This is a genomic window from Solibacillus sp. FSL H8-0523, from assembly GCF_038051985.1.
GTDB lineage: Bacteria > Bacillota > Bacilli > Bacillales_A > Planococcaceae > Solibacillus.
The window spans coordinates 1,882,756-1,901,064 of record NZ_CP150291.1 but is presented as its reverse complement, the minus strand read 5'-3'; the positions used below and the strand labels follow the sequence as shown (position 1 = coordinate 1,901,064).

Annotated in this window: 17 protein-coding genes; all 17 read right to left on the bottom strand. The window is 38.5% G+C overall.

Annotated features, from left to right (window positions below):
- Positions 1-22 precede the first annotated feature (22 nt).
- The 17 genes from NSQ62_RS09455 to NSQ62_RS09375 all read right to left on the bottom strand — a co-directional run bounded on the left by NSQ62_RS09455 (position 23) and on the right by NSQ62_RS09375 (position 18,080).
- A complete protein-coding gene (locus tag NSQ62_RS09455) occupies positions 23-691 on the bottom strand; it encodes an HAD family hydrolase (protein WP_341323916.1) in 669 nt (222 codons plus the stop codon).
- 130 nt (positions 692-821) lie between these two features.
- A complete protein-coding gene (locus tag NSQ62_RS09450; RefSeq protein ID WP_341323674.1) occupies positions 822-1,829 on the bottom strand; it encodes a hypothetical protein in 1,008 nt (335 codons plus the stop codon).
- 68 nt (positions 1,830-1,897) lie between these two features.
- Positions 1,898-2,806, bottom strand: a complete 909-nt coding sequence (locus NSQ62_RS09445; protein ID WP_341323673.1) for a phosphotransferase — start codon at positions 2,804-2,806, stop codon at positions 1,898-1,900.
- 90 nt (positions 2,807-2,896) lie between these two features.
- Positions 2,897-3,274 carry a VOC family protein gene (locus tag NSQ62_RS09440; RefSeq protein ID WP_341323672.1) on the bottom strand — a complete coding sequence of 126 codons (378 nt, stop codon included), beginning with the start codon at positions 3,272-3,274 and terminating at the stop codon, positions 2,897-2,899.
- A gap of 206 nt (positions 3,275-3,480) precedes the next feature.
- Positions 3,481-4,299: a MetQ/NlpA family ABC transporter substrate-binding protein gene (locus tag NSQ62_RS09435; RefSeq protein ID WP_341323671.1), complete on the bottom strand. Its 819-nt coding sequence runs from the start codon at positions 4,297-4,299 to the stop codon at positions 3,481-3,483.
- A 10-nt stretch (positions 4,300-4,309) separates the two neighbouring features.
- Complete coding sequence (locus NSQ62_RS09430; RefSeq protein ID WP_341323670.1) at positions 4,310-4,972, bottom strand: methionine ABC transporter permease; 663 nt, start codon at positions 4,970-4,972, stop codon at positions 4,310-4,312.
- Positions 4,965-5,711 carry an ATP-binding cassette domain-containing protein gene (locus NSQ62_RS09425; RefSeq protein ID WP_341323669.1) on the bottom strand — a complete coding sequence of 249 codons (747 nt, stop codon included), beginning with the start codon at positions 5,709-5,711 and terminating at the stop codon, positions 4,965-4,967. The genes NSQ62_RS09430 and NSQ62_RS09425 overlap by 8 nt, the downstream gene beginning before the upstream one ends.
- A gap of 138 nt (positions 5,712-5,849) precedes the next feature.
- The gene (locus NSQ62_RS09420) at positions 5,850-6,785 is read right to left on the bottom strand and encodes an alpha-L-glutamate ligase (RefSeq protein ID WP_341323668.1); all 936 of its coding nucleotides are present in this window, start codon (positions 6,783-6,785) and stop codon (positions 5,850-5,852) included.
- A 195-nt stretch (positions 6,786-6,980) separates the two neighbouring features.
- On the bottom strand, positions 6,981-8,999 hold the full coding sequence (locus tag NSQ62_RS09415) for an ABC transporter ATP-binding protein (protein WP_341323667.1): 2,019 nt from the start codon (positions 8,997-8,999) through the stop codon (positions 6,981-6,983).
- Between the two features lie 31 nt (positions 9,000-9,030).
- On the bottom strand, positions 9,031-9,957 hold the full coding sequence (locus NSQ62_RS09410) for an ABC transporter permease (protein WP_341323666.1): 927 nt from the start codon (positions 9,955-9,957) through the stop codon (positions 9,031-9,033).
- A 5-nt stretch (positions 9,958-9,962) separates the two neighbouring features.
- On the bottom strand, positions 9,963-10,898 hold the full coding sequence (locus tag NSQ62_RS09405; protein WP_341323665.1) for an ABC transporter permease: 936 nt from the start codon (positions 10,896-10,898) through the stop codon (positions 9,963-9,965).
- A gap of 100 nt (positions 10,899-10,998) precedes the next feature.
- Positions 10,999-12,663: a peptide ABC transporter substrate-binding protein gene (locus NSQ62_RS09400; protein ID WP_341323664.1), complete on the bottom strand. Its 1,665-nt coding sequence runs from the start codon at positions 12,661-12,663 to the stop codon at positions 10,999-11,001.
- Positions 12,664-13,605 (bottom strand): membrane dipeptidase, encoded by a 942-nt coding sequence (locus NSQ62_RS09395; RefSeq protein ID WP_341323663.1) that lies wholly within the window; start codon positions 13,603-13,605, stop codon positions 12,664-12,666.
- An 18-nt stretch (positions 13,606-13,623) separates the two neighbouring features.
- Complete coding sequence (locus NSQ62_RS09390; protein ID WP_341323915.1) at positions 13,624-14,616, bottom strand: asparaginase; 993 nt, start codon at positions 14,614-14,616, stop codon at positions 13,624-13,626.
- Between the two features lie 296 nt (positions 14,617-14,912).
- Positions 14,913-15,392, bottom strand: coding sequence for a VanZ family protein (locus tag NSQ62_RS09385; protein WP_341323662.1), 480 nt, complete (start codon positions 15,390-15,392; stop codon positions 14,913-14,915).
- A gap of 110 nt (positions 15,393-15,502) precedes the next feature.
- Positions 15,503-17,068 carry a diguanylate cyclase gene (locus NSQ62_RS09380; RefSeq protein ID WP_341323661.1) on the bottom strand — a complete coding sequence of 522 codons (1,566 nt, stop codon included), beginning with the start codon at positions 17,066-17,068 and terminating at the stop codon, positions 15,503-15,505.
- Between the two features lie 163 nt (positions 17,069-17,231).
- Positions 17,232-18,080: an aminoglycoside phosphotransferase family protein gene (locus NSQ62_RS09375; RefSeq protein WP_341323660.1), complete on the bottom strand. Its 849-nt coding sequence runs from the start codon at positions 18,078-18,080 to the stop codon at positions 17,232-17,234.
- Between the last annotated feature and the right edge of the window lie 229 nt (positions 18,081-18,309).

Here is an 18,309-nt window from a genome sequence, read left to right as displayed (position 1 = left end):
GAGTTCAAATAATTACTGTAGTCTAACAATTCAGATTAGGTAAAAAATCTAATATTCTCTCGAAAGAATTGATCTCGGCATCTGGCTTAATTGTGGTATCATTCTTTACCATACGTGGATTAAACCATAGGCCCTTTATACTTACACTTTGACAACCACCAATGTCCTTTTCTAGGTCATCTCCAATGAATAAAGTTTCTTCTGGTTGCACATTAAGCTTTTTCAATGCTAATTCAAATATGCGTCTGTCGGGTTTGCTAAATCCTACTTCTTCGGAAATAAGTATTATATCAAAGCAACTATTTAAGTTAGTATTAATTATTTTAGCTTTCTGTCTCAGAGTTAAGCCATTTGTAATAATTGCAACTTTTACTTGTGTTTTTAAAGTATTTACAATTTTTAGAGTATCTGGGTTTATAGAAAAACAATGTGGAAAATTATTATTCCAAAAATCTTGAATGTCATTGCTTGGTAATCTATGTTTTGGTGGGAATTCATCAAAAAGTGATTCTAATACGTTTGTTTTATCACCGTAACCATACGCTCTCTTATCGTATTCTTTGAATTTTTGTAGCATTTTGTTTTTAGTTGAATGATCGACATCTTGATAACATTTTTCTAAAATCATTAAAAACATTTGGTTCACTGCGTTTTCTCTATCAAGTAAGGTATCATCTAAATCAAATATTATTGCCTTATAATTTACCATTAACTTCTCTCCCAAAAGCACTCCCCCTCCTTTTTCAATGTTTCATTAATATTTATAAGGTACAACTCGCTCCACCCATAGTTCCGCTTATAAACCGATTGCGATATTAACGCTACTTTTCATCAACAATGAAATCCAGTCTTTGAAGCTTTTCCGCAATGTCCGGATAAATTTGATTCTCCTCTTTCATAATTAAATCATCTGATTCGATTTCTTTGAACAGTTCGTGAATGGCTGTTAATTCCTTTCTTTGCTCCGCTGTTGGTGGCTGATTCACCATTTCATAAAGTAAGTCGATCGCGCCACTTAAAGAAACATTCAGCGCACGATTCAGCTCCGTCGCCATTTCCAACAATCTGTTAGCATTGTATAGATCGGCCAATATTAGCTCAATAATCAACCTTCTCTCATGATCGTCCTGAAGAGACGGCTCATTCGCTTCTAGAACCGTTAGTGTTTTCGTTGTAAAGGCGTGGTCCATTAATGTAAAGGCATCCTTGAAAAAGGCATGGGAGGCTGCCTCGTTATAGTGATTATTTATATTTTCCTTTTTGTAAAAGGTTTCTTTTTGATAGCCATTTCCATGTAGATCGTAGGTGAATTTTTGTACCGTTCGATCAGAATGCTGCACCATCATCATCACGATTCCTGGTTGTTCATCAAATGTGCTTGTACTAAAATCGATTGTGCCTAATTGAACATAATCATCAAACAGCGGATAAGTTTTCTCACCGTCTTTCACGACGAGCAACCACTTCTGTCCATCATCCCAAGCAAAAAGGCCGTTCTCCGTTTTTTCTGCATTCACATAGAGCTCGATTTGCTCTGCTGTGCCGTCCTCGTCCAAGTCTACTGAAGTTTGCTTATAAAGTGTTAGCGGATACGCCTCGATTGCTTGTGAGACAATCAAGGCATAGTCACGATTTACTTGTTCATTCAACGCGAGGTCGAATGCTTGTCTTTCTTCCTCTACAGTCTTTACAAGCTCTTCATTTTCTAATGCAAGTTGCTCGACTTGTGCTTTAAGTTCGTTCATCTCTTCGGTTTGATCGGTATTTTGATTCGTGCACCCGGCAAGTATGCCTGCTAAACATGCGATTCCAAGTAAACGTTTCGTCATTACCCATCCCCCTTTATAAAAGTAATTTCTCATAATCTGGCTCTATACTGAACTTGAGCGCGAAAAGCTTAGCTATCCATCAAATAAATAGAAAAATCACGAATCCCCGCGTACGGGATTTTGTTCTTGATCTTATGCTCTAAATCGCGCAAGGTAAACTTTTGCCAATCCTCCAAGTTATTCTTATCCCACTTTTCTCTAAATAATTGATATAAAAAAATCTCTCGTAGCTTCAAGAAAATCGGGATTTGTTCGATCAAATCCTTATGTAACAGGTTCTCTTCTTTATATCCAGCAAATAAATGGCTCAAAAATGTTTGAGGGAATGTATCCACATTGCCATTGTAGGAATTATGTTGCCAATAGGCGTGATAGAAGACTACCGCAACATCTTGGGCGTACCAATTAAATGAACACTCATCAAAATCAATCGTAGTTAAAGTGCCTTCATGATTAATAATTAGGTTACCTTGGTGGAAATCATTATGTATTAGCCCAAACGTTTCTGGTGTAATTTCATACGGAAATAGATTGTGCACCAGGTTGTCATAGTTCTCTCTTATCCATGGACTTAAATTTTCTCTAATAGCAAATATGTCGGGATTTTCAACGGTCCAAACCGGTCGATGAATTGCATCAACCTTAAACTTTTTGGATAAGGCATGGATTCTCCCCAAAATCCTCCCCAATTGGCCAAATATTTTTTCATTCCAGTGAAATGGGTTTGTAACGTCAATTGGATCACCTTTAATAAATTCAAAATATACTCTGACCCGTTCCTCTTCGCTCTCTATAGTCATTTCAGGCTTCGGTACAGCAACCCCTTCTTCATACAAGAAATTCATCCACTCTATTTCTTGTAAAACCATTGTCTTTGTTTTGCTAATATCAGATATTCTTACTACTTTTCCTTCATTCTCGATATGAAACACATCGTTATGAAATCCTCCGTCTAGTCTTATACGATTTTTTTCCATAGTGATTTACCTCCGAAATACGCTACATTTATAAAGAATGGCACTTTCCTTATATTTGAAAAGCGCCGGATTATCGAAATTTACTATGAATTAAATTTGCACTTCACACATTAAAGCATGTGTATTTCCTTCAGTATCGTTAAAGAAGGTCATCCACGTTTCTGTATTTCCCATTTTGGCAACGACATGTGGTTGGTCGATAAAGGAAACGCCCTTTTCAATTAATTTTTCAACTGATTTTTTAATATCTTCTACCTGAAAATAGATAACCGAACTTGAATTTGCATACTCATCTTTTTCAGGTAAAGATAGAAGAAGTCGTTGCCCATTGCAATCAAAGAATGCCATACTTTCTGTGTTAAAGAGCAGTGGCAATCCTAATACTTCCTTATAAAATTCAGTCGCACTTTCTATATTTTTTACTGGCACTGCAATTTGGCCAATCCTTTGAATTGTATTAGTTTCCATGATAATTCCTCCATTTAACTTCGAATAATTAAAACCTACTTACCTATTTATTCTAGTTAAAATAGGAATTCTCCTTTTTTCACCAAATCTATTGCTGATTATCAAATCAAGTCTTGAAGCTTTTACGTAATAATCCACCCCATAAAAAAACGACGATTCGCACATCCTACCGCGTTTCGTCGTTTTCCATTTATTCATTTATTCATTTATTCAAACGCTGGTGTCGCCGTTTCATCATAATTTTCCGCTAAGAATTCACGTACGGCTTCACTCGTCATTGCTTGTGCAAGTTTCTTAATTGCTGCGTCGTCTTTGTTGTCCTCGCGCGCTACTAATGTAATCGCAAAGTCGTTTTCTACCCCTTCCGTTAACAGCGCATCACTTTTTGGCGTTAAGCCAAGTGGAGCGGCATATGCTGGTGTCATTACGACTGCATCGGCATCATCATACATACGTGCAAGCATGAGTAAATCAACCTCTTTAAATTGCAGATTTTTCGGGTTGTCCGCTACGCTAGCTAACGTGTAATACACATCTGTTTTTTCTTTTAAAGTAATGACACCGTTTTGTGCAAGCATCGCCAGTGAACGATCGACATTGGAAATATCATTGGCAATCGCTACTGTTGCACCGTCTGGTAATGCATCGATCGAATCAAAGTTTTTCGCATACACACCGTAATTCGCGAAGTAGATTGGCTGAATTGGTACTAATTTTGAGCCATTATTACGATTGAATTCCTCCATATACGGCACGTGCTGGAAGAAGTTAGCGTCCACTTCCTTTGCGGCTAGCGCACTGTTTGGTTGTACATTATCTCCTAGCACAACAATCTCCAAATCAATGCCTTCATCGGCTAATTGTGGCTCGACTAGCTCTAAAATTTCCGTCATTGGGGCAATTAATGATGCGACCTTTAACGTCGTTACGTCTTCATTTGCTGGCTTTTCTACATTCTCTTCTTGCTGTCCACAGCCAACTAACATAAATGCTGCGGCTAAACTAATCATCCAACTTTTTTTCACAACCATTCTCCTATCTGTTATCCAACCATCTTGCTACAGTCGTTCCAAGTAATTGAATGAGCTGTACCAAAATAATCATAATAAAAATCATGTAAAGCATTAAATCAGTTTTGAATTGCTGATAACCGTAGCGAATCGCAAAGTCGCCAATTCCTCCACCACCAACGACACCCATAATGGTCGAATACGAAATAAAACTGACAATTGACGTCGTCAGAGCAAGCACAAGACTTGAACGTGCCTCGACATAAAGAAAGCTAAAAATAATGCGTCGTATCGATGCGCCCATCGACACCGCCGCCTCGATCACACCTTTTGGTACATCAAGAAGTGACTGTTCCACGAGCCTTGCGTAATGTGCAATCGCAATGACGGATAACGGGACTGTCGCCGCCAGCGTCCCAATCGCGGTTCCGACAATGAGCCGTGTAAATGGAATTAAAAACACGACCAACAGTAAAAACGGAAACGAGCGGACAATATTCACAAATAAGTTTAGAACATTGTACACAACGCGATTTTCAAGTAGCTTGTCCTTGCCGCATAAAAACAAATATGTACCGATGGGTAATCCGATAAGTATGGCAGCTAAAATAGATACACCGACCATGAAAAAGGTTTCACTAATGGCGCGCCAAATTTCAGCTTCGTATTGCTTTAACACGTCAAACACGCAGAGCCCCACCTTTCACAAGCTGATCAACGAAGGCTTGCGGGTGCTGATTCGTATTTTTGATGCCTGTTCGTTGTAAATCAACCGTTTCATAAATTTGACCACCATCTAACACGGTAGCTCGGTGGCAAATACTATTAATGACATCAAGCTCATGACTTACGAGGACAACTGTTACACCTAACGTATCATTAATTTTTTGCAAAACGCGTAATACCTCTGCTGACGTATGCGTATCAAGTGACGACGTTGGTTCATCGCATAAAAGGACAGCCGGCTCATTGGCAAGTGCCCGTGCAATCGCGACACGTTGCTTTTGCCCACCACTTAGCTGCGTTGGGTAGTGGCCTACGAACTGCTCTAAACCAACAAACGTTAAGCATTCCATAACACGCGCGCGTCTCAATTTTTTCGGGTAATTCGCGAGTACCAGAGCGATTTCCACATTGGCGTAGACCGTCTTATTGGCGACTAAATGAAAATGTTGAAAAATCATGCCGATGGATTTTCTCGCCTCACGAAGCTCAGCTGGCTTTAATCTCGTTAGCTGCTGCCCGTTGACGATAATCGCACCGCTATCCGGAACTTCTAATAGGTTCATCAAACGCAGTAACGTTGATTTCCCTGCACCACTTGCACCGATTAAGCCGTGTATTTCACCTTTTTTAATCGTTAATGTGACATCGTGAATAGCCTCAAAGGAGCCAAACTTTTTATTGATTTGCTGTAATTGTATCACCTAAAACGCCCTTCCCTTGCAAGTACGCCATAACGATTCCTTATTATAGTAGAAGTTATTTCATCTGTCACTATAGGATATAAATAACAAATAAAGCCAAGCACTTGAACATCCAACATTCAAGTACCTGGCCTTTCGTTACTTATTCAGTTGCGCGCCTAAAAACTTCGCAAGCTCCAGCATGCCGTATGTGCCATGAATACTTTCGGCATCTGCGTTGTAATTCGTGTTGGTATTGACATCATAAGCGTACGTTTTACCTTCTGCATCGACGATAAATTCAATACCCGCCACATCAATTTTACTTGCTGCTAAAAATTGCTCGAACTTCGCGATTAACTCAGGATACGTATTTTCAACTACTTGGAATTTCATATTTGATTTTGGCGCCTCGCCAACTGGACAAAACAGGTCGCCAATTTGACACGCATCGGCCGGGCATAGCTCAAAGCCTTCTGACGTATCAACGCGCACAGAATACATATACTTGCCACCGATAAACTCCGCGCGCGTGATGAACTGCTCCGGTGATTTAATGTACTCTTGTACTAATGTAATCCCGTCTACAGGCTCTTCAAAACGGTCGCTCGCTAAATATTCTTCAAGTGCTTCGATTGAATAAAATAATTGAACGCCAAGCCCTTTTCCTGCACGGTTATGCTTTGTGATGAACGGTACGGTATGTAACTGCTTCGCTGCTTCGACAATACGAGCTTTACCAACAGCGACAACCGTTTTTGGTGTAGTAATGCCAAAACGCTCTAATTGTAAGTACTGCTTCACCTTACTTAACTCATACGTTAACGCTTCTGTGCCGTTAAACACCGTACGCCCATGAAATTCTAGCCAAGCAAGCACCGCGCCCGTTAACTCAGGTGCGTAACGGTGATCACGCGTATGCGACGATGCACTCATACGGCTGTAAAATACGCCTTCAGGTGGTGCCTCATTTAAGTTCACTGTGCCCTCATCTAAATGCCACAGCTCATAAGGTAATGAAAGTTCCTGTAATCGTTTTTCTAAATGAATCGTCCACTCATTATTTTCGTGGAGCACATAAATTTTCTTCGTCATTGGTGAATGCCTTCTTTCTGTATCCAAATAATTCATAGTAAATCAATTGGGTTTGATTTAATTATATGAAATTTTTAAATAATAGCAAGAATTCGCATTAGAAAAACACAATTCGCACCAAATAGTGTCCTATCTACTAAAAAAAGCTAGGAACCATTAAGATTCCTAGCCTTTTACTTAAAAAACTACCACAAATTATTTCATACGTTCACTTACTACATGACATGCTACCCAATGGTTTGGCTTTGCTTCAATCCATTCCGGCTTCTCTTTACATTTATCCATAGCTAATGCACAGCGCGTACGGAAAGCACAACCCGATGGTGGATTGATTGGATTCGGAATATCTCCCTCTAATTTAATACGCTCTCTCGTCTTCTCAACGTCTGGATTCGCAACAGGAATCGCTGACAATAATGCCTGCGTATATGGATGTAACGGCTCTTCATATAATTCATCTGATTCTGCCAGCTCCATTAAGTTTCCTAAATACATAACGCCAATACGATCGCTTAAATATTTCACCATCGATAAGTCATGGGCAATGAATAAATACGTTAACCCTTGTTCCTCTTGCAATTTTTTCAACAAATTCACGACTTGTGCTTGAATGGATACATCTAAAGCTGAAATTGGTTCGTCTGCAATAATAAAATCTGGCTCTACTGCTAATGCACGCGCGATCCCGATACGTTGTCTTTGCCCACCCGAAAACTCATGGGGATAACGCTCCGCATGTGATTTATTTAATCCTACTTTTTCTAATAATTCATGAATTCGTTTTTGTCTTTCTTCAGGACTTTTTGCTAAACCATGGATATCAATACCTTCAGCGATTGAATCCCCTATCGTCTTACGTGGATCTAAAGAGGCATAGGGGTCTTGAAAGATCATTTGAACACGTCTTCTAAACTCTAATTGCTGATCGGAGCTTTTCAGTTGGTTTATCGGCTGGTTATTAAAGATAATTTCTCCGTTTGTTGGCTCGTATAGCTTTAATAGCGTGCGACCTGTTGTCGATTTACCACAACCCGATTCACCAACTAATCCAAATGTTTCACCCTTATAAATCGTAAAGCTCACATCATTAACCGCTTTTAAAATTTTGTCTTTCTCTAACACAAAATGCTTAGCTAAATTTTTCACTTCTATTAATGGTTCCGTTAATACCTTTTTAGGTTTTACGATTTCTGGATTTACCGCTTTTTGTTTGATGCGTACATTTATTGGCGGCTCTACTTTTGGTGCTTTTTCATGCAATAGCCACGTAGCTGCATAATGCGTGTCCGAAACTTTAAACATTTCTGGTTCATGCTCATAATCAATTTGTAACGCATATTCATTACGAACCGCAAATGCATCGCCTTTAGGTGGATTCGATAAATCTGGTGGACTGCCAGGAATTGATTTTAACTCGCCTTTAAAATCCAAATCCGGCATAGAACTTAATAACCCCCAGTTATATGGATGTTTAGGATTATAAAACACTTCATCCACGTTTCCTGTTTCAACAATTTTTCCTGCATACATCACAGCAACGCGGTCTGCGATATTCGCAACAACCCCTAAATCATGTGTAATAAAGATAATGGCTGTTCCTAATTTCCGCTGAATATCCTTTAATAAATCTAAAATTTGTGCCTGAATTGTAACATCTAATGCCGTTGTTGGTTCATCCGCAATCAGAATTTTTGGATTACATGCCAGGGCCATAGCAATCATTACACGCTGACGCATACCTCCTGAAAATTGATGCGGATATTGCTTAATTCGATAAGGCGCATCGGGAATTCCTACTAAATCAAATAATTCAATTGCTTTCGTTAAGGCATCCTTTTTCGATAGTTTTTGATGATAAATAATACTTTCAATCACTTGCTTCCCAACGGTCATTGTTGGATTTAACGCGGTCATTGGATCTTGGAAAATCATTGCAATTTCTTGCCCGCGTATTTTTCGCATTTCTTTTTCGGAAAGTGGAATAATATCCTTCCCTTTATAATAAATATGACCCGAATCATAACTTGCATTATTCGTTGGCAGTAACTTCATAACAGACTTAGACGTCACCGTTTTTCCTGAACCAGATTCTCCAACGATTGCTAGTGTTTCCCCTTCATTTAATTCAAAATTCACTCCTCGAACGGCGTATACTTTACCAGCATATGTACGAAATGAAATATGAAGATTTTCTACTTTTAATAATGGCTGCATTTCTAAATCCCCTTTCTTATTTCATCAGTGGCTATTTTCTCATTTTTGGATCAAGCGCATCTCGTAGCCCATCTGCTAATAGATTAAATGACACCATTAACGAAATAATAATGATTGCAGGATACAATAATAAGTAAAAGTTATTGCGCATTGCTTGATAGCCATCATTAATCAAAACCCCTAATGATGCTTGCGGCTCCTGTAACCCTAATCCAATGAAACTTAAAAATGCCTCTGTAAAAATTGCCCCAGGAATCGTAAACATCATATTAATAATGATGATACCTAAAGTATTTGGTATTAAATGCTTTAAAATTAAACGGCTATTTTTAGCCCCTAGTGTTCTTGATGCTAGTATAAATTCTTGATTTTTTAATTTAAAAATTTGCGCACGTACAAGTCTTGCCATCGTAACCCAGCCTGTTAGTACCATCGCGACGGTTAATGTAATAATCCCCGGCTGTAATACCATCATTAATAAAATGATAATAACTAAGTTTGGAATCCCTACTAAAATCTCAATAATACGTTGCATAAAGCTATCCACTTTACCACCATATAAAGCAGCTATCGAACCATAGGCAACCCCTATAATTAAATCCAATGTTGCCGCTAAAAGCGCGATAAATAAAGAAATTCGCGTTCCTTCCCATACTCGTACCCACTGATCACGTCCAAATTTATCTGTACCAAACCAATGCTCCCCATTCGGCGGTTGATATACCTTGTCATAATTCGTATCATAGTAAGAATATTGAGAAAAGAATGGCGCTAAAATGGCTGTTAATACAATAACAATTAAGACAAAGAGGCTCACCATTGCGGCCTTATTCTTTTTTAAACGAATCCACCCTTCTTTCCATAGAGAGACAGATGGGCGATGAATCGTTTCTCCTTCGTTTGATTTACGTCCGACTACTTCAAACAATTCATCATTCAAATTTACTTTTTGTGTCATCACTCTCACTCCTTCGTCTCTTTTAGGCGAATTCTTGGATCTAAAATACCGTACAGTAAATCAACAATTAGCATTGTTAAAATAAAGAATAGACTGTAAAAGAGTGTTAAGCCCATGATTGTTGTGTAGTCATTCATTTTAATTGAATCCACGAATAAACTACCGATTCCTGGGACACTGAAAATATTTTCGATTACTAAAGAACCAGTTAGTAAGTTAACAAAAATTGGACCAATTATTGTAACAACTGGAATTAACGCATTTCGAATAGCATGTTTTACAACGATTGTTCCTTGTCCGATTCCTTTTGCTTTAGCTGTTAACATATAATCTTGGCTTAACACATCAAGCATTTCGTTTCGCATAAATCTCGCGACCATTGCGACAACACCAAAGGACAATGCCAATGTCGGCATAATCGAACTGCTGTACCCTTCCCAGAAGGCAATTGGTAAAATGCCCAATTTTAAACCAACATAATATTGTAATATTGCGGCAATGACAAAGTTTGGTACAGAGACACCCAAAACCGAAATAAACATTGTCGTATAATCCCAACCAGAGTTATGTCGCATCGCTGCAATCATCCCTAAAATTAATCCAATAAATAACCCTAATAACACCGCCTGTAATCCGATGAAAGCAGAAGGAACGATTCGATCCATAATAAGAGCTGTTACATCTTGGCCTTTAAAATAATACGATGTGCCAAAATCCCCTTGTAAGATATTCCCTATGTATTTCGCGTATTGAACATAAAGCGGCTGATCTAATCCGTAACGAGCTAAAAATTCGATACGTGCCTCATCTGTCATTTTCTCTAGTGCCTCTTCATCAAAAGGTGAACCAGGTAACATTTTCATTAAGAAGAATGTAAGGGTGGCAATAGCAAATAAAGTTAGCACAATATTAACGATTTTTTTAAACACAAATTTTTTCATGTTGCTCCCCCTTGTTCGCAAAATTGCTTGCTCATCACTAAAAAATTGACGCTGAAGATAAAGCCATACGCGACTTTATCTTCAGCGCTTTGTAGTTTGATTATTTCGTCAATTTTGCATATTTAAGATTTAATGATGCACCATACGGGTGGATTACTAAGTCTTTTAAATACTCTTTTTGTAGGAAAGATTGTCCGTCATAGTAAAGTGGTCCAAGGGCACCATCTTCTGTTAACATTAAGTGCTCAGCTTCAATTAAATAATCTAAACGTTTTTTGTCATCTGTTTCAACTAGTACCTTATTCATCAGCTCTTTGTATGCTGGATTGTAGTAGTTACCACGTAGGCCTTTCTTTGGATCGCCATCCCATAGCCCTAAAATATCCATGGCATCGTCATAGTCAGAACCCCAACGTGAAATACCAAACATGAACTCACTTGCGCGCATCGCATCTAAACGACCGCTATATGGTTTTGTTACGATTGATACATCCACACCTAAATTTTTCTTAAATTCGCTTTGTAGGAATGTTGCTGTATCTTTTGCGATTGTATCGTCAGCAGTTAGTAACTCAAGTGTAGGTAATTTTCCACCAATTTCTTCAATACCCTTTGCTAAAAACGCTTTTGCCGCTTCAATATCTGGTTTGATTACATCGCCGCTTACTTCACGGAATGTTTTTGAACCATCACCGGCAACACCTTTAGCTACTAATCCTGTAGCTGCTTCAGAACCATTGTTTAATACCGTTTTCACTAAAATTTCTGCATCATATGACAGTTGGAACGCTTTACGAATGTTTACGTTGTCAAATGGTGCTAGGTCATTATTGAATACAAGGAACCAAGATGTGAATTCTGTTTCTGTTCCGAAATCTGCATTCTCGCTATAACGACTTACATCAGCTGATGATAAATACACGCGATCTAATTCACCAGATTCATATAAGTTTAAAGCCGTACTTTTTTCTTTAATAACTTTTAACGAGACTTTATCGATATCCACATTGTCTTTATCCCAATATTGCGCGTTCTTTTCTAGCATGACACCTTGCGCTTGGTCAAACTCTGTTAATACGTATGGACCATTGTATAAAATTGAGTCTTTGTTTAACGCAAATTTGTCCCCAACCTTATTGACGAATTCTTCACTTAACGGGAAGTATGTTGGGAATGCTGTTAAGCCTAAGAAGTAAGGCGTTGGTTTTACTAATGTTACTTCTAATGTTAGTGGGTCTACTACTTTAATACCTACTGTGTCTGCATCTGCTTCGCCTGCATTGTATTCCGTACCGCCCGCGATATTACTATAAATAATGTCTGCATATGCTCCAGAAGTATCAGGATGCATTGCACGTAACCAAGAGTAACGGTAGTTTTCAGCTGTTAAGTCTGAACCATCACTCCACTTTAAGCCTTCACGAATTTTAAATGTATACGTTAATTTATCATCTGAAATATTTACACTTTCAGCACTTGCTGGCTGTGGTTCATTGTTGGCATCTAAACGGAATAAGCCTTCCATTACGTTATTTAATACTTGGAATGAAATCCCGTCCGTTGTTAACACTTGGTTTAAATCCGGAATATCGTTATCTAAACTAAGCTTTAATACCTTTTCACCGCCAGATGTATCTGTATTCGTTTGCTCATTATCCTTTGAATCTGTCGATGAATCGTCTGCGTCATCTGAAAATCCACCACATGCTGCCAATACAAATGTAAGTGCTAATACTAACATCCATAACCATTTTTTACTTTTCATTTAATTTCCCCCTTTTGTTATTGGACAATGATTCATGAAATTTTGGTAAGCAAATCCCCTTACATCCTCTTCTGAATAATGTTTTAAAAGCTCATTCAGTAAATTTTGATGTTGTGCTGCTGTTTCTAAATTGACTACTTTACTACCAATTCCATCAAAGTCCGAGCCTAATCCGATAAAAGCTTTCCCTCCCAACGAACATATTTGATCTATATGTTTAATTAAATCCTTTATATAAACCACCTTTTCAGAATTAATGAATGGTGGGTTATACACAACGTGAATTTGTGCTTGTTTTTTTAGCATCGCGATAATTTGTTCATCCGTTAAATTTCGACGGTGCGGACAAAGTGCTTTGGCATTCGAATGGCTAGCGATTAGATAACCGGCATGCTCTATTGCATCCCAGAAGCTTCGTTCACTTAAATGTGAAACATCCGTTAATAGGTTATGTTCATTATTTAAACGAAGTATTTCCTTTCCAAAATCCGTAATCCCTCGACCTAAATCGTCTCCAACGCCATCTGCTGCTTCGTTGGAATTATTCCAAGTAAGACCAATATTTAAAACGCCAAATTGTCTAAAGATATGCCAAATCTTAATATCTCCAGCAAAAAAGTCGACACCTTCAATTGTTAAAAAGGCTCCTATTTCATGTGCTTGTAACGTTGCGATTTGAGACCATTCTTTTATATGGACAACATGATTTTCTGGTCGAACAACATGTTCAAAAAAGTAATAAATTTGATTTAATGCGCTTTTTAATTTTGCATCTTGAGGGATGTCCGGCGATACAAATATCGCAAACGCCTGCACCTTCACATGCCCTGCGCGTAAATTGGTTAAATTCGTATCTAAATCCACATCATTCAAAAAATTCAGTCTTTTTGATTCGTACCTTGAAAGTACATCACAATGTAAATCAATAATAGGAAATGTCATTTTAGCCCTCTATTCTATTTAAAATAATTGGAATTGCGGTATGATTTCACCTACTTTTTCGCCTCGAACACTTAATACAGACGGCTTGGCAAATGCTATAAGGTGTTCATACTGTTTTTCATCTATCAGTTCCAATTGCTTTAACACTTCCATCGCTACTGGATAGCTTGCACGACTATTTCCATCATCAATTTTGATGACAATACCTATTTTTTTCGTTTGGTGTCCAATGCAGTAAACGCCTTCTGCTCCAGCTTTAGCAATCAGCTCACCATTTCCTACCTTAATAAGCTCTGTACAAAAACGATCTGTTCCGCCAATCATTTCAGGCGCTTTAATAATCGATTGCTTAATCGTATCAATGGCAGCAGTTTTCTTTTCATTATACTTGTCATTTGCACATAAATTTGCGTAACCAAGAGCAATATTATAGAGCGGTAAGCCGTGTACTGGCACGCCACATCCATCTATACCAAGTACAATTTTCTCGAGTGGATACTCACAAATTTCGCTGATTGTCTGTAAAATCCGTTGCTGTACAGGGTGCTCTTGCAAATAATAATCCTCCAGCGACTCCCCATTTGCTTGTGCACTTAATAACATAGCCGTATGCTTTCCTGAACAATTGTTATGCTCTGGTCCAAATACGATTTGATTTTGTAACCCTTTTTCATATGTAGAAATATGCCTTGGTGGATGCGTGCCACATTTTAAAGCGTCACAAGTTAATCCGCCATCGTTTAATAATTTCTTTACCGTAGTTGTATGCTGGTCTTCTCCACTGTGGGAAGCACAGAACAACGATATTGCGCTTGCACTTAGATCAAATTTTTCTTTTATTCCTAGCTCTAGTGCCGGTATGACTTGAAGTAGTTTCATCGAGGAACGAGCAAATACAAAACGCTGGGAATCACCGATTGCACTTAAAACTTGCCTATTGCTAGTAACAACGACAATACTTCCGGTGTGATACGACTCTACTAAATCACCACGGCAAACGTGTAACAACATATTTGACAAGTATATTTCCCCCTCTTTCAATCATCCTTTAAAAGACAACCGTCTATCTGATGAATACATTCGAACTTCAAACCAAAATATTAACCATAAAATGTATAATATGTTATATATATTAGTATATTATATTTCAGGTATATTTCAAGAATTTTCTCTAAATTATCATTTTATGCTCTATTATACAAAAAAAATAGCCGTCCTTGTTTTCTACCAACAAGAACAGCCATTTAAAAGCTAACTCAATCGACTTCGAATGAGTAACGTCACTTCACTATAATCCTTCAACAACTTCACCTATTAAAAAAGTAAATAATCAACGTAAGCACAAAAAACAGCAAGCCAATGATACTCGCAAGTACTTGTACGACCACATTCGCACGTTGTCGTTTGCGAAATAACGCCACGAATAATCCATACAAGCTTAGCCCCATCGCGCCACCTACTGTATTTAAAATAACATCATCAATATCTGTGGCACCGCGCTTAAATACATATTGCACCACTTCAATAAACACGCTTGACCCCATCACAAAAAGCATAACTTTTATAACATTCACTTTTTTACTATAATAAGACGCATATATTCCAAGCGGGATAAACATTAACACATTGCCCCAAACATTGACGGAGTACCCCTGTGAATTAATCATATCAAACGGCACGAAATTGACGTTTTGATACGTACTGCGCGCGAAAAACACTAAATTTACAAGGAAAACGATATAAAACAACAATACGAATACATGCGTAAACGTTAAAACCTTTTTCACAATCTTCACTCCTACAAATCACTTCTATTCTAGTATAGGGTATAAAAGTGAAGAAAAGGTTTAACGAAATCTTAAGAGTTTCTTAAGATTATACATATTTAACGGATCCTTTACATTTCCACTATATCCTCGGCCAACTGAATTTGATTACGGCCCTGTTCTTTCACGACATATAGCGCTTTGTCCGCGAGAGCCATGACTTGCTCCGGTGTTTTAGCATGCTGCGGGAAGCTTGCAATCCCTCCAGAAGTTGTAATCGGACGCCCACACGGACTCATCGTTTGCGCCATATCTTGACGTAGCTGCTCTACAAATTCATATGCCAGCGCAGCATCTAAGTGTGGGAATATGATGACGAATTCTTCCCCACCATATCGGCAGCAATATGCTTCAAGCGGTGCATGGGCTTTCATTTTCTCGGCAAAATACGTGAGCACTTCATCACCAATTGCATGCCCGTGCTCATCATTTACACGCTTGAAATGATCTAAATCTACAATCGCTAAAGCATAAGGAATGTTCTCTTTTGTTAAACGAGTCAACACATCATCCATCGTTCGACGATTCACTAATCCCGTCAATGGATCCCTCGTAGACTGCGTTTTGAAAAAGGATACTTCATTTAGGAACACGGTGAAAATTTCAATTAACGTTTCCTTTAGCTTTTTCGTTTCGTAATAAGATCCTGGTATTTTTTTAATATTCCCTAGCATTTGCTCATCCGCTGAAACCGCGCTTAATTTCGCCAATTGATGTAACGGTGAGGTTACTTTAATCGATAGCCAAATGACCCCAATCAACATAACGAGTAACAGTGGCAAGGCACCAATCCAAAGTGAATTCAAGAGCTGTGATACTGGCGCTAATGCTACAGCTACTGGACGCTGTGAGATAATGCCCCAGCCGGCATGTTGCACCACATGATAACCAGCAAGCATTTCCACCCCTTTTGAATTGGCCACCTTCATTGTGCCATTCTCCCCAGCCATAACCTTTTTGACGACTTGATTATCGGTCACGACATCATTTAACCGGGTTGGATCAATATGGTAAATAATGCGCCCCTCCTGATCGACGACATAAACGTATGAGCCGTCATCATAAAAATGTGTGCCAAGAATCGAATTAAACGCATTATCCTCTTTAATATAAATCGAGCCACCGATAAAGCCTAAATAGTTCGCTTGCTCATCAAAAATCGGGTACGAAATGAATATCAACAAACGATCATTCGTCCCTGTGTACGTTTTCGAAATCAGCGGGGTTTTCTTATTAATCGCTTCAAGTGGACCCGCCGTTTGTAAATATTTGCCCTTCAACTCTAGTGATGACGGCGATACACCGATAACAAACGCGTTTTTGTTTGCTATAACGACTGAGTTAAACATTTCATTCGTTTTATGTAATCGTTCCGCCTCTTTCGCTAATAACGCTTCATTGTCTAACTCATTTCTTAAAAGCGTTGCACTATATGCGAGCGTAGTAAACGTTTCTTCAATGTATTGATCAACCGTCGTCGCCAGCTTTTCTGCGTAGACACGGTTCGTTTCTAATGTGTTATTCGTCAACACTTCTGTATTGACACGGTGCGCACTCCAAAGGTTAATCAGTAACGTCATGGCAAGTGTCGCCACAACCAGCCCTATAATGAGCGCCTTCAAATTCATCCATTTCATCACTTTATCTCCTCAAACCCAATTAATTCCATGGTAACATATTTTATATCCTTGTACCCAATTAAAATGAAATTATAGGTAATTTGATTCGTTAATAGATTTCATAAACGATCAAAGGTACCATCATTGGTTGGTCTTTCTATCTAATTGTCAATTGTTTATGTTATTTTAAATGTGCTTCATACCACTTCGGTACAGCACTTGTAAATCCACAATGATCCGCACTAAAGCGCTTCGCGTGCTGCAACAAATTGGCTCCATCCTCCATCAACTGCCCCCAAACAATCGCTGAAAACACACCCATCGCTAAATACAGTGCATACAGCTCCCAAAATTCAACTGTCAGCTTCCCGCCATAATACCCTTCCAATAGTCCTTTACAAAACGGAACACTGCTTTCCGCGCTAAACATGCCGAGCTTGATGAAATCATGAATCGGGTCCCCATAATCAAAACGGCCAAAATCAATGACCCCGTTATACGCGCCATTATGCACAATCAAATTCGGTAAATGAAAATCATCGTGCTGCAATACGCTTGGACGGTCCTTCATTAAATGGAGGCGCTGTTCGATAAAGTGCATGATTTGTGTGTCGCCTTCAATTTTTAGCGGCAGTTCATGATAGCGCACGATGTAGCGACGATATTTTGCTGTTTGGCTTTCATACCATTTGTTTTCAGTCGCTACAATCGTATGGAGTTTCTTTAAATCCGCGCTTGCGGCAACACCTAAGTCATATTGCTGCTTTTCTGTTAATGTGGCAATCGCCTCTTCTGCATCCATCCCCTCAAGAAAAGATGTAATCATTTTACCTGGCCCTATTGAAATAGGCTTTGGACTATTGATACCTAGATTGTAGGCTTGTTCAATGATTTGGAATTCTTGCTCCTTGCGCGGTTGCTGTTGCTCCTCAAATAAGCGAACAAGTACTTTTTCATTGTTTAAAAGTGCTGCGTATTTTTGGTCTTTTGAGAATCCTTTTGTGATGGCATAGAGTTTGGTTTCGAGCATGTGAGCCCTCTTTTCATAGGTATATTTTGGATTATTGTAGCATTTTTGGAGATGTTTGATTTATAAATCATATGAAATGTAGTGGGATTATTTGAGATGAACCGTACTAAAAGTAATTGCCGGTTTTAAAAGAACCACCTAGAACATCGTTACATAGATGCTTGTCTAATTTAGTAATCCTTCTAATTTTTTCGGCGTCAATCGACTATGAATTTTTTTACTTAATAAT

Bases quoted from the DNA above. Each gene is read 5' to 3' on its own strand.
- NSQ62_RS09415 (WP_341323667.1), bottom strand. From the start codon at position 8,999: ATGCAGCCATTATTAAAAGTAGAAAATCTTCATATTTCATTTCGTACA.
- NSQ62_RS09450 (WP_341323674.1), bottom strand. From the start codon at position 1,829: ATGACGAAACGTTTACTTGGAATCGCATGTTTAGCAGGCATACTTGCC.
- NSQ62_RS09375 (WP_341323660.1), bottom strand. From the start codon at position 18,080: ATGCTCGAAACCAAACTCTATGCCATCACAAAAGGATTCTCAAAAGAC.
- NSQ62_RS09405 (WP_341323665.1), bottom strand. From the start codon at position 10,898: ATGAAAAAATTTGTGTTTAAAAAAATCGTTAATATTGTGCTAACTTTA.
- NSQ62_RS09395 (WP_341323663.1), bottom strand. From the start codon at position 13,605: ATGACATTTCCTATTATTGATTTACATTGTGATGTACTTTCAAGGTAC.
- NSQ62_RS09420 (WP_341323668.1), bottom strand. From the start codon at position 6,785: ATGACGAAGAAAATTTATGTGCTCCACGAAAATAATGAGTGGACGATT.
- NSQ62_RS09380 (WP_341323661.1), bottom strand. From the start codon at position 17,068: ATGAAATGGATGAATTTGAAGGCGCTCATTATAGGGCTGGTTGTGGCG.
- NSQ62_RS09400 (WP_341323664.1), bottom strand. From the start codon at position 12,663: ATGAAAAGTAAAAAATGGTTATGGATGTTAGTATTAGCACTTACATTT.
- NSQ62_RS09410 (WP_341323666.1), bottom strand. From the start codon at position 9,957: ATGACACAAAAAGTAAATTTGAATGATGAATTGTTTGAAGTAGTCGGA.
- NSQ62_RS09445 (WP_341323673.1), bottom strand. From the start codon at position 2,806: ATGGAAAAAAATCGTATAAGACTAGACGGAGGATTTCATAACGATGTG.
- NSQ62_RS09440 (WP_341323672.1), bottom strand. From the start codon at position 3,274: ATGGAAACTAATACAATTCAAAGGATTGGCCAAATTGCAGTGCCAGTA.
- NSQ62_RS09390 (WP_341323915.1), bottom strand. From the start codon at position 14,616: ATGTTGTTACACGTTTGCCGTGGTGATTTAGTAGAGTCGTATCACACC.